The organism is Beduini sp., assembly GCF_047239305.1.
Lineage (GTDB): Bacteria > Bacillota_I > Bacilli_A > Erysipelotrichales > Coprobacillaceae > Beduini.
Genome location: NZ_JBKTEM010000005.1, coordinates 135,243 through 145,788 on the forward strand (window position 1 = coordinate 135,243; position 10,546 = coordinate 145,788).

General features: G+C 29.4%; 11 protein-coding genes. 5 read left to right on the top strand and 6 right to left on the bottom strand.

Features of this window, described 5'->3' with window-relative positions; all coding sequences use genetic code 11:
* Positions 1-323: 323 nt before the first annotated feature.
* From ACLRVU_RS09820 to ACLRVU_RS09830, 3 genes are read right to left on the bottom strand one after another with little or no spacing between them, the layout of a single operon-like run.
* Positions 324-1,649 carry an FtsX-like permease family protein gene (locus tag ACLRVU_RS09820; RefSeq protein ID WP_412891707.1) on the bottom strand — a complete coding sequence of 442 codons (1,326 nt, stop codon included), beginning with the start codon at positions 1,647-1,649 and terminating at the stop codon, positions 324-326.
* A 13-nt stretch (positions 1,650-1,662) separates the two neighbouring features.
* The gene (locus tag ACLRVU_RS09825) at positions 1,663-2,409 is read right to left on the bottom strand and encodes an ABC transporter ATP-binding protein (protein ID WP_412891708.1); all 747 of its coding nucleotides are present in this window, start codon (positions 2,407-2,409) and stop codon (positions 1,663-1,665) included.
* A gap of 12 nt (positions 2,410-2,421) precedes the next feature.
* Positions 2,422-3,171, bottom strand: a complete 750-nt coding sequence (locus ACLRVU_RS09830; RefSeq protein ID WP_412891709.1) for an ABC transporter ATP-binding protein — start codon at positions 3,169-3,171, stop codon at positions 2,422-2,424.
* 321 nt (positions 3,172-3,492) lie between these two features.
* Between ACLRVU_RS09830 and ACLRVU_RS09835 the strand changes: the two genes are divergently transcribed.
* Positions 3,493-4,773 (top strand): phosphotransferase, encoded by a 1,281-nt coding sequence (locus tag ACLRVU_RS09835; protein ID WP_412891710.1) that lies wholly within the window; start codon positions 3,493-3,495, stop codon positions 4,771-4,773.
* A 251-nt stretch (positions 4,774-5,024) separates the two neighbouring features.
* Here the strand turns inward: ACLRVU_RS09835 and ACLRVU_RS09840 are convergent, their stop codons facing one another.
* Both ACLRVU_RS09840 and ACLRVU_RS09845 read right to left on the bottom strand, forming a co-directional pair.
* Complete coding sequence (locus ACLRVU_RS09840; RefSeq protein ID WP_412891711.1) at positions 5,025-5,828, bottom strand: hypothetical protein; 804 nt, start codon at positions 5,826-5,828, stop codon at positions 5,025-5,027.
* A gap of 593 nt (positions 5,829-6,421) precedes the next feature.
* Entirely contained in the window at positions 6,422-6,952 is a 531-nt protein-coding gene (locus ACLRVU_RS09845; RefSeq protein ID WP_412891712.1) for a TetR-like C-terminal domain-containing protein, read from the bottom strand.
* 121 nt (positions 6,953-7,073) lie between these two features.
* Here ACLRVU_RS09845 and ACLRVU_RS09850 point away from each other — a divergent pair, with 121 nt between their 5' ends.
* The 4 genes from ACLRVU_RS09850 (at position 7,074) to ACLRVU_RS09865 (ending at position 8,786) form a co-directional block, all read left to right on the top strand.
* A complete protein-coding gene (locus ACLRVU_RS09850; RefSeq protein ID WP_412891713.1) occupies positions 7,074-7,298 on the top strand; it encodes a hypothetical protein in 225 nt (74 codons plus the stop codon).
* On the top strand, positions 7,298-7,987 hold the full coding sequence (locus ACLRVU_RS09855; protein WP_412891714.1) for a CatB-related O-acetyltransferase: 690 nt from the start codon (positions 7,298-7,300) through the stop codon (positions 7,985-7,987). The genes ACLRVU_RS09850 and ACLRVU_RS09855 overlap by 1 nt, the downstream gene beginning before the upstream one ends.
* A gap of 227 nt (positions 7,988-8,214) precedes the next feature.
* Complete coding sequence (locus ACLRVU_RS09860; protein WP_412891720.1) at positions 8,215-8,580, top strand: transposase; 366 nt, start codon at positions 8,215-8,217, stop codon at positions 8,578-8,580.
* On the top strand, positions 8,478-8,786 hold the full coding sequence (locus ACLRVU_RS09865) for a transposase (RefSeq protein WP_412891715.1): 309 nt from the start codon (positions 8,478-8,480) through the stop codon (positions 8,784-8,786). Before ACLRVU_RS09860 ends, ACLRVU_RS09865 begins: the two co-directional genes overlap by 103 nt.
* Positions 8,787-9,065: 279 nt before the next feature.
* Here ACLRVU_RS09865 and ACLRVU_RS09870 read toward each other — a convergent pair whose 3' ends face one another.
* The gene (locus tag ACLRVU_RS09870; protein WP_412891716.1) at positions 9,066-9,671 is read right to left on the bottom strand and encodes a hypothetical protein; all 606 of its coding nucleotides are present in this window, start codon (positions 9,669-9,671) and stop codon (positions 9,066-9,068) included.
* Positions 9,672-10,546: the final 875 nt, after the last annotated feature.

The following is a 10,546-nucleotide window of genomic DNA, read 5'->3' on the forward strand; positions in this document are numbered from 1 at the left end:
TCCTTCGGATTAGCGAAGGACTTTTTCATGTTTCTTATGTAGAAATGAATAGGTCAGCCATAATAGAAAACTAAAGAATAAAGCAAAACCTAACAGTATCATGGAACATTTAGATTTATTTGTGATCATCATCCTTCCTCCTTTAATAAAAGGATACAGGAAAATTATCAGAAGAAGATGAGAAGATCGTGTTAAAATAATGGGATCAGCCTTCTTAAAAATGTCACTAGTCAATGACGTTATTGTTGCTTAAATAGGATATAAGCGGAAATACAGCGATGAATAGTGCAAAAGGTAGTTATATATATCAATATTCTTATATTTTAAGTCTTTGCGACAATACGATAGTATCCTTTCTTTACTATAAAATATAAAATGATTAATTCAACGCCGTAAATTCCAACGGTACCCAAGAAGAAACTCACCGTAATGATCCCGTCAAGTAAAGAACGGACGAATGTAACGAGTGGAAATATATTTGAAACGGTAAAGGTCACAATTAAAAATGTAATGAGATCGTAATGGATAACTTCCTTAATATCATTGTTTGTTTTTCCTATCCTAAATAATTCAAAATATTCTTTTTTCTTCTTCTTTGCTTCTGTTAATAATTGAAATCCAATGGATATCACAACAGCTAAAGTAGCGATTAAAAATAAAGCGACACTGATTGATAAATCCACTAAACGGTTATTAAAGAAAACCAGTAAACAAATGGCATATTGATAAAGCATAGATAATACAAAGATCAGCCCATAGCATTGAATTAAATTTGAAATCGCAAACGTTAAGCCGAAATAACCGTTTGTTTTTTTATAATATTTGGTTCGCTTCATTTTTGTGATCATCTTGACAAAAATATCTTGAATCAGCGGTTTCATAATAAACCCAATTGCAATACAGCAAAGTATTATATTCGTATTGAGGCTGTTGACGGCCTTTATATACAAGTACATTATAAAGATAAGTCCTACACAGGCTACCATCATTCTATTCGTTTTTTTATCTTGATTGATTCTAGCGTTGCTTAAATGGCTGCCATTATTACTATAGTAGAGTATATCTTTGATCTCATTTCTGACCACAAAACCTAATATTAAAATAATATAGTAGACCATTTGAATTAATAAGATAATGATGGTGATTACGATTCCTTCAACGGAGAATTGAATGCCCGGATAAGCAGCTTCGCTAAAACTAAAGATAATGTAATTAAGAAGCTGAACAGAAATGAATCCCAGTATTAAACCAATTAGAATAGCAGTCAAAATAATGGGGAATAGATACATGAAGAGAAATAAGATGATTTTGGCGGCGCTAACACCGCCGATTCTAAACACGGCTATTCTTTTGGACTGCTCTTGATAAATGAATTGAAAAGCATAAAATCCTAACATGACTAATGCAAACAGTAAAAATATACTAAACATAGTAGTAGGAGGAAAAGTTTGCTCGATAAAATATTTATGATCGTAGATAAGCACACTGTATTCATAGCCCGGAATATTTTGTATATACGAACCAAAATCAGCTAAAAAATGACAGCAGATACATATTCCAATGGTAATAAATATTTGGAACAGAAAATATGATTTTGTTTTTTTGGTATCAAATTTCAATGATTTAAAGGCTAGCCTAATGGTTTCCATATGTCATTCCTCCCTATATACTATGCTTAGAATTTAAGGCTATTATTTGATCAAAATATTCTTCCTGCGACATTGACTGTTTTTTTATTTCATCAATAATTCTACCTGATTTCAAATAAAGCATTCGATCACTGTAACTTGCTAAATAACAATCGTGTGTTACCATTAAAATCGCTGTACCTTCATCATTTAAGGATTTAAATACTTTCATTATTGCTTTTACAGTTGTACTGTCAAGATTACCTGTTGGCTCATCTGCGATTAGAATTTTAGGTTGATTAATCAATGCTCTAGCAATCGCAATTCTTTGCTGCTGACCTCCGGAACATTCGTTCGGATACTTTTCAAGTAAAGACTCGATGCCGATTTTCTTTGCTAACACCTTCACTCGATTTTCAATGTTTTTATCTTTACCTTGCATTATTAATACAGGCAGAGCAATATTTTCAAATACCGTATACTCATCTAATAGATTTAGATCTTGAAACACAAAACCAAGATTCTGATAGCGAAATTGAGATAAGTCGTACTGCATTTCCATCTTTGATCTTTCTTCTACGGATACTGTGCCTTTAGATGGTTTGTCGATGGTTGATAAGATTTGGATTAAAGTAGATTTACCTGAACCGCTGGCTCCCATGATACAAATGAATTCCCCTTCATTGATCTCTATGTCAATATTATCTAATGCCTGGACAAATGTTTTTTCATCTATTTTATATCGTTTACTTATTTTGACTGCCTTAATGATCGTAGACATGATTTCCACCTCCTAATTTTCTATATTTGATGTCAATTTGACTATCTGCTGGAAATATTCCTGCCTAGTTTGATTGTTTTTTTCTATTTTTTGGTGAATTTCTCCATCTTTAATGAATAATACTGTGTGGCCATAGCTTGCCATTGCACTATCGTGGGTTACTAAAATAATGGTGGTTCCACCATGGTTTAAAGTGACTAATAATTCCATCATCTGTTCAGCATTTGTACTGTCTAAATTTCCTGTGGGTTCATCTGCCACAATCAAAGGAGCGCCGCTCACGATCGCTCTGGCAATTGCCACTCTTTGAAGCTGACCACCCGAACACTCGATAGGATATTTTTTTATTAAGTCAGTGATTCCAAGATCATCCATTGTTTTAATAATTTGCTTTTTAGCTATTTCTTGATCAACACCGTTCATCAGTAATGGTATTTCTATATTTTCATAAATACTTAAACTATTTAATAAATTAAAATCTTGAAATATAAAGTTTAATGACTGATAGCGGTATTTTGCTTTATCAGCTGAGGTCATGGTAGAAATAGATCTGCCGTTAATTAGAATATCACCTGAAGTATGTTCATCAACAGTCGTAATCATATTTAATAAGGTAGATTTTCCGCTGCCACTTGTTCCCATAACTACTAGGAAATCTCCGACAGATATAGTTAAATTAATGTTTTTCAATGCGATTACTTCTTGATTAGTATTAGGATAATAGATTTTACCTAAATCTCTCAATTCAACAATTACATTCATGATTTTACTCCTTTCATTGATATTATTTATATTATTAATATTATGTATATCTATATTATAGGTCTGGTTTATAAAATAAACAAGCTTTATCATGAATTAAAATTACATGATATACCGATAATATTTTATTTCTTTAGTTTGATGATCTAAGGGTTGAATGACAGTTAGATATGCCACCTAGCTGCTTTGTTATTTCCAACTCAAGAAAAAAAGCTATGTTTTCTATAGTATTTGAGACAGTAAAAGCGATTAAGTTTTATTAATATCTAGGTAAAGCATTTATTGTGTGGTAAACTTTTCACTAGAAATGGGGGTATAAGCATGACTAAAACATTACAAACATGGCATTTTGAGATGAATAATGATCAGTGGGTAGAATTAGTATTGTCCGGTAAAAAAACGGCAGTTACCTCTTTATACAATGGAAATGATATCTCACATGTTGAAGAAGAGGCGATCTTAATCTTTGATAATGAGAAGAAGGCTTGTTTAACCAAAACAAAAAAAGTCATTATCACGGAATTTAAAAATATTAATGAAGATTTATCTAACCTTGAAGGTATAGGGACATTGACAGAATGGAAAAAAGCTTATACCCATTATTTTAAAACAAGATGTTCAAATTTTACTGAGGATACAAAAGTGGTATTTAAAATATTTGAAGTAAAAGAAAATTTGGTGAAACAGCGCTTAGAGCTTGCTGAAAAAATAGTACGAGCCAATAAAGATATAATTGGCGATAAAAAAAGCATTGAGGAAATCAATGCAGGATTTAATAATAGTCTCTTTAGTGTTAACGATCAATATATCCTTAAGGTCTGTGGTGAAAGTGAAAAAGAAGCTTCATTTGACGTAGAAGTCAATTTTTATCATAGGAATCAAGATAATAAAAATATCCCAACTTTATATAAATATGATAATTCAAAAGGAGTAGGACCTTACGTTTATGAAATATTAGAAAAAGTAGATGGGAAATCTGTTTATTATCACTGGTATAAAATGAGCGAACAGCAAAGAGAAGAATGGGTTAAAGAATTAGTTGACGTATTAAGGAAGATGCATTCTAACGAAGGGGTTAAGTATGATTGGAGTGCAGCGATAAAAGCAAGTATCTTATCAAGCTTTAATAAAACAACGAATCTGTTCAGCGAAGATGAAAGCTATGTTATTATGAATTCGCTTGATCAATATGATGAGATCTTATCAGATAATACATTTTGCTGCATTCATAATGATTTACATTTTGATAACATTCTATTAGACAGCAGTCAAAAAATTAAATTAATCGATTTTAACGATTCAATAACTGCTCCTTTTGATTTTGATTTAAGACTATTGTATATGAGTGTGTTTTTCCCATGGAAATGGGCGAATATTGAAATGGATTCTTTTCAAAAGACAGAAGATTATCAAAACTTGTTTCATTATATTAAAAAGTATTATACGAAGTTAAATGCGGTTAAATACTTAGAGGAGAGAATGATTATATACTGGATATTATATGACTTTGAACTACTATCTAAATTTAGAAATAATGAAGAAAAAGAGAGGATTTTAATGAACTGCAAAAAGATTTTAAATACAATAATCATAGAAAGATAATGGCTTATGTGTAAGTAAATTTAAATAAAGGGGATGCTTAGACATATCCTGCGTTTTGCTTTACTTTTGTATTTATTGAGATTTAGATTCTTATAAATAGGAGTATCTTTGAATACTGATTTTACGTTGAAGAAGTCATAAATTTTTATGCCTTTACTTTAAATAGAATAGGGGAGGATAGTTTTGCTTAGTTATTCCAAGCCTCTTTCAGGATAATTTTTTAATAGAAAAAGAAAGCACAAATGTGCTTTCTATGTATTTTGGTTTTTATATTGTTCATTTATGTAAGTTGCTATATTTGCAACCGTTTCTATTTCATCTGGAATATTCAATCTTTTTTCAATTAAAGTTTTGCTTCTATAAACTTGAATGCTATTTTTACCGTACCTTCCTAGCCCAAGAATGAGATCATCAATAAGTAGGAGGTTGATGTCTTTTACAAGTTGTTTGTAATTGGCTTTTTTTATTTGCTTTGCTGATAACTTTTTGTATCGTTTAGAAGCATATATGTTGTAATTCTCCCTTTTGAACTCAGACTTTAACACTTTTTCAATGCTTTTGATTACTACTTTTTGTCCTATATATTTATTTGGATTATCTCTTTCTAAAACGACTGAATTAAAATGATAATAGTCATCTGTAGTTCCGCCTACGATGCCTAAATATCCACCGGCACTATTTATATAACAGAATTGTAGATAATCTGTATCAAGTAATGTTCCTATCTGTTTCTTGTAAACCATAATGTTTGTTTCGTTGAAAAGACTTTTAAAAATAGAGACAAAAGCTGCGTTTCTACCATATATGTAAAGTTCATCTTTAGTCAAGGAAGATGTTTCGTATCTTTTTTTATCAACTAATTCAAAAATAGAGACAGTACTTTTAAATAGATGGTCATAAAAGTTTTTTGCAGACATTCGTGTATAGATAATATTGTAAGATTTATCAATCCCGAGTAAATGCTTTAAATTTTCTTCTTTAGAGTCAATTATGAGATGTCCCAATGTTGTTTCTAATATAATATGGCAGGATTTCTTCTTTAAAGTATTCCCCATTCTTATTTATGCAAAAATCCCCATTCATTTTTAATTATTCTCCTTAAATAAAATAGGAGCTACTTAGCTCCTGTTTTACATTGCGGTGTAAGGCCTAACCCTTACCGAACTCACATTTATAAAGCTCGTGACAAGCTAACGAGGACAATGAACTCTCGCTTGGTTTATCCGAGAAAGGTAGGTTCTTATGTGGCCACTTTCACGAATAGTAGAATCGCTATTGCTATCTACCACACCCTAAATTTAGTTTTGACAATTTCTTGTCATAATATTCTATGCTCATTAATTAGAAAAAATGTAGGTAAATACTATCTTTTCTATCATAATTATATTAAAAAGCAATAATAATTATCCGATTTCATAAGTTTACTTTTATATATTGATGCAGTTGAAAAAATAGTTGATTCGTTCCATAGAAAAAATAATAAATAAAGGAATATAAAATATTTACTGAAAAATAAAACTACACCATATTATTATGCAGTGTGGAAAACTACGCAATTAAAACTTTATATTGCTATTATGTGGAAATATCGCTAAAAGCGATACTCTATTTGGAGTACCACTTTGTCAACAATCTGAAGTCTTGATATTTAATCAAGACATTTACCTTTATATTCACTTTTGATTATTTCCATCATTTCTTCTGGTGTTTCTTTACAATCATTAGATAACCATTTTTTTATAATAGCATTAAATCCTGCTTTAAAAAATTCAATATGATAGTCAATAAATTCATCATTGTATATTTTTTTAGATAGATAAGTATCATATGCAGTGGTTTCTATTTTTTGATCAATTTTCAATTTGAATAATGTTTTATAAAATAACTGATTGTCTTTAATATGTTTGAATAGTTTTAAATAATCATCACTATTGTATTGATTATCTCTTTCATCTGCATATATCCTTTCTATTTCATTAATCATATTATTTCCAATTTTTTCAGCTAAATCATAGATATCTATATAATTAGCGTAAAAAGTTGAACGATTTACTTTAGCAAGTTTAACAATATCAGTTACATTAATTTCATGTATTTCTTTTGTTCGCAATAAATTAACAAAAACTTTTTCTATTTTTAGTTGAGAGTCTTTTTTTCTTTTATTATTTGGAATATTCATGTAATCAATCTCCATCAACCCAACATTTTGCTTTAATCTGTTGATTGAATTTAAAATTATAATTATATTATACTATAAATGTATTAAACAAACAAGTGTCTAGTACATTGGAGGTGAATAGATGGCAAAATCAAGATTAATTAAAGCAAATGAAAAAATTGCAGATTCAATGGTAAACGGTTATAAAAACATTGAAAAAGGTGTTACTGGTGGATATAAAAAAATAGAGGATACTGTTGTAAAAACTTATACTAAACTTGAAGATAAATTTGTGGACCAATATTTAACAAAAGATGAAGAAACCGTAGAAGATGCAAAAAAGAGATTAAAAAAGGAGAAAAAATAATGAAACAAGAATTTAATGAGGCTAAATTTGATACATACCCTACCTATAATCAACATAAAAATATGATTTATATAAAAAATACTATTAAAGCAAGTAATGTTCATGTTGGTATGTTTACATATTATGATTGTAATGGAAAAGTTGATGCTGATTTTGAAAAAGATAATGTTTTTTATAATTATCCAGGTCATGGAGATTTATACATTGGAAAGTTTTGTAGTATTGCTTATGGCGTTGAATTCATAATGGGAGCAGCAAATCATAGCACACGATCTTTTTCAACTTATCCTTTTAATACAATTAGTAAAAATTGGGCGTCACACCTTGGAATGACAAAAGATGAAATGCCGCCAATAAAAGATACAATTGTTGGTAATGATGTATGGATTGGTAGAAAAGCAAGAATTATGCCAGGTGTAAAAATTGGTGATGGTGCAATAATTGCTGGATATAGTGTAGTAACAAAAGATGTACCACCTTATAGTGTTGTTGGAGGTTCCCCTGCGGCAATAATTAAATCTAGATTTGATGAAGATACAATTGCATTTTTAAAGGAAATAAAATGGTGGAATTTTGAATCTGATAACTTAGAAAAGGCAATAACATATTTATCAAATGTTAATTTAAAAGAATCGAAAAAAAATTTAGAAAAAATATATCAAGCTGATATCGAAATGAAAAATAAGTAATAATAAAGAATGGGAGAAAGAAGAATGAAAAAAACATTATTAGAAATTATATTAGGAACAATTGGGGGACTTATTTTTGCAATAGGTATGTGCATGATAGTGTCTCCTTCTTTCAGGCATACCAGATATTGAGAGACAAATTTAAAGATCAAATCAAAAATATCTGTTTAGATGCAGGATATATAACCCCAGCAATATGTAAGACGATATTAGAGCATAAGCAAAAAATGTATGCACCATATAAAAGGCCAACAACGAAGAAAGGGTTCTTCAAGAAATATGAATATGTTTATGATGAAGGATATGACTGTTATATATGTCCGAATATAAAAATATTAGAATATAGAATAACGAACAAATTAGGCTATAAAAAATATAAATCGGAACCAGAAGACTGTAAGAATTGTTCCTTTTTAAATAAGTGTACACAATCGAAAAAACATCAAAAAGTCATCACACGACATGTATGGGAAGAAATCGAGAAGAAGCTATGGAAGAGATACGACATACGCCTGAATGGAAAGAACGATATCCCCAGCGAAAAGAGAGTATCGAACGTGTATTTGGAGATTGTAAGGAGTATCACAATTTGAGATATACAAGATTGAGAGGACTACAAAAAAATCGGCAACAAGGGCTGATGATTTTTGCGTGTCATAATTTAAAAAGAATGGCAAGAAGGAGATGGAAAGCATCAACTAAAACCATAATAAAACGAAAGATTTCAACAATAATTAAAATTTATGAAGCAAAAGAAAAGCGATACTCTATTTGGAGTACCACTTTGTCAACAATCTGAAAGCTACAGGTATGAATGTAGCTTTTTCCTTTTAGCTTCGATCAATATGTATTAGCGATCTTTATATTTGTTGTTTATATATTCCGCTATTTCCTATGCTGTCAGTAAATCTCCCTTTATTTGCTCTTTTTTTTCTATTATAATACCATTTTTATATATCATCAATGCATCTTTTTTATATGGGCTTATTGATATAGCTAACCCGTTTTCCAATAAAATTTGAACTTGATTTTTTATTGTTTTTAGAGCTAATTTTCGTTTTAGAGGATTTTTAACTTTTTAATCATTTTGATTTCTTTTTGATAAATAAAACGCATAATTTTCTTCTATGAACTCCTCTTTCATTATAAATTTTATTTTAGAAACATTAATTTTTTTTACAATATATTTATTGGGGTTTTCAATACTTTGAATAATTGAATTAAAGAAATGATAATTAGATTCATTATCTCCTATGACACCTAAATATAGTCCATAATTTTCAGTCAATTTAAAATGTAAATAGGCTGTATCAAATATATCGGTATTGGATGCTTTAGCATAAAGACAAAGTTGAGGGTTACCTAATAAGGAATCGAATAATTCAACGAAACACATATTTTTAGATAAGATAAGTAAATCTTTATAATCTAAACATTTATTTAAATATTTATCTTTATTTATCAGATGAAATAGATGAATATTTTTATTTCTTACCTGTTTATAAAAGTATTGTGCATCTGCATTCTTAATACTCACATATTTAGAGTGTGATGCCCCTGTTAAATGCTTTAAATTTCTCTCCAGTGGATTAATAACAATGACACCTTTGGCTGTGTACAGCAAAATATAATAAGGAAGAATCTTATTTTCAAAATACATCAAATTATCATACAATAATTCCATAGTTTTCTTCCTGTTATACAATTATTATATTAATAAAATAAGGAAGCGATTAGCTTCCTTATTTCCATTTTTGTGGGGCATTGCAGCCAAAGTAGACCACATTATTTTATAACCCGTGGCTCAGGTCGACGAGTCCATCAGCTCACTGGTTTATCCAAGGAGATAAGTATCCATAAAAATCTATTTCGTTATCTTTGCACCTTAGATAGTAGAATCGCTATTGCTATCTACCATACCCTAAATTTAGTTTTGACAATTTCTTGTCATAATATTCTATGCTCATTAATTAGAAAAAATGTAGGTAAATACTATCTTTTCCATTAACATATATATTATAATTGTTTGAAAAAACAATAAAAATTATCCAATTTCATAAGTTTGCTTTTATATACTAATAAAGTTGAAAAAATAGTTGATTCGCTCCATAGAAAAAATAATAAATAAAGGAATATAATCAAATATTTGCAGAAAAATAAAACTATACCATATTGTTATGCAGTGTGGAAAACTACGCGATTAAAACTTTATATTGCTATTATGTGGAAATGCCGCTAATGTAATTGAAAATTAAATATAAAGTATAAAAAAGAGGTATTCAATGGTTTGGCAGCCATTAAATACCTAGGTTTACAAACAATACCAGTGTTTGATCACCATTTTTCTTTATATTTTTTGTAACGATCTAATCGTCACAAATTATTATAGCATATTAAATTAGAAAATCAACTGGTCCTATGTGTATGTTTGTATACTCATGGGACTTTTTTATACCCGAGGTCATGAAATTGTATACATTTAATTGTAGTTCGAGTAAATAACATTGGAGCGGGTGATGGGAATCGAACCCACGTAGTCAGCTTGGAAGGCTGAAGTTC

Coding starts and splice junctions, on each gene's coding strand:
- ACLRVU_RS09840 (WP_412891711.1), bottom strand. CDS start 5,828: ATGGGGAATACTTTAAAGAAGAAATCCTGCCATATTATATTAGAAACA.
- ACLRVU_RS09845 (WP_412891712.1), bottom strand. CDS start 6,952: ATGAATATTCCAAATAATAAAAGAAAAAAAGACTCTCAACTAAAAATA.
- ACLRVU_RS09830 (WP_412891709.1), bottom strand. CDS start 3,171: ATGAATGTAATTGTTGAATTGAGAGATTTAGGTAAAATCTATTATCCT.
- ACLRVU_RS09835 (WP_412891710.1), top strand. CDS start 3,493: ATGACTAAAACATTACAAACATGGCATTTTGAGATGAATAATGATCAG.
- ACLRVU_RS09865 (WP_412891715.1), top strand. CDS start 8,478: ATGGAAGAGATACGACATACGCCTGAATGGAAAGAACGATATCCCCAG.
- ACLRVU_RS09855 (WP_412891714.1), top strand. CDS start 7,298: ATGAAACAAGAATTTAATGAGGCTAAATTTGATACATACCCTACCTAT.
- ACLRVU_RS09870 (WP_412891716.1), bottom strand. CDS start 9,671: ATGGAATTATTGTATGATAATTTGATGTATTTTGAAAATAAGATTCTT.
- ACLRVU_RS09860 (WP_412891720.1), top strand. CDS start 8,215: ATGTATGCACCATATAAAAGGCCAACAACGAAGAAAGGGTTCTTCAAG.
- ACLRVU_RS09820 (WP_412891707.1), bottom strand. CDS start 1,649: ATGGAAACCATTAGGCTAGCCTTTAAATCATTGAAATTTGATACCAAA.
- ACLRVU_RS09850 (WP_412891713.1), top strand. CDS start 7,074: ATGGCAAAATCAAGATTAATTAAAGCAAATGAAAAAATTGCAGATTCA.
- ACLRVU_RS09825 (WP_412891708.1), bottom strand. CDS start 2,409: ATGTCTACGATCATTAAGGCAGTCAAAATAAGTAAACGATATAAAATA.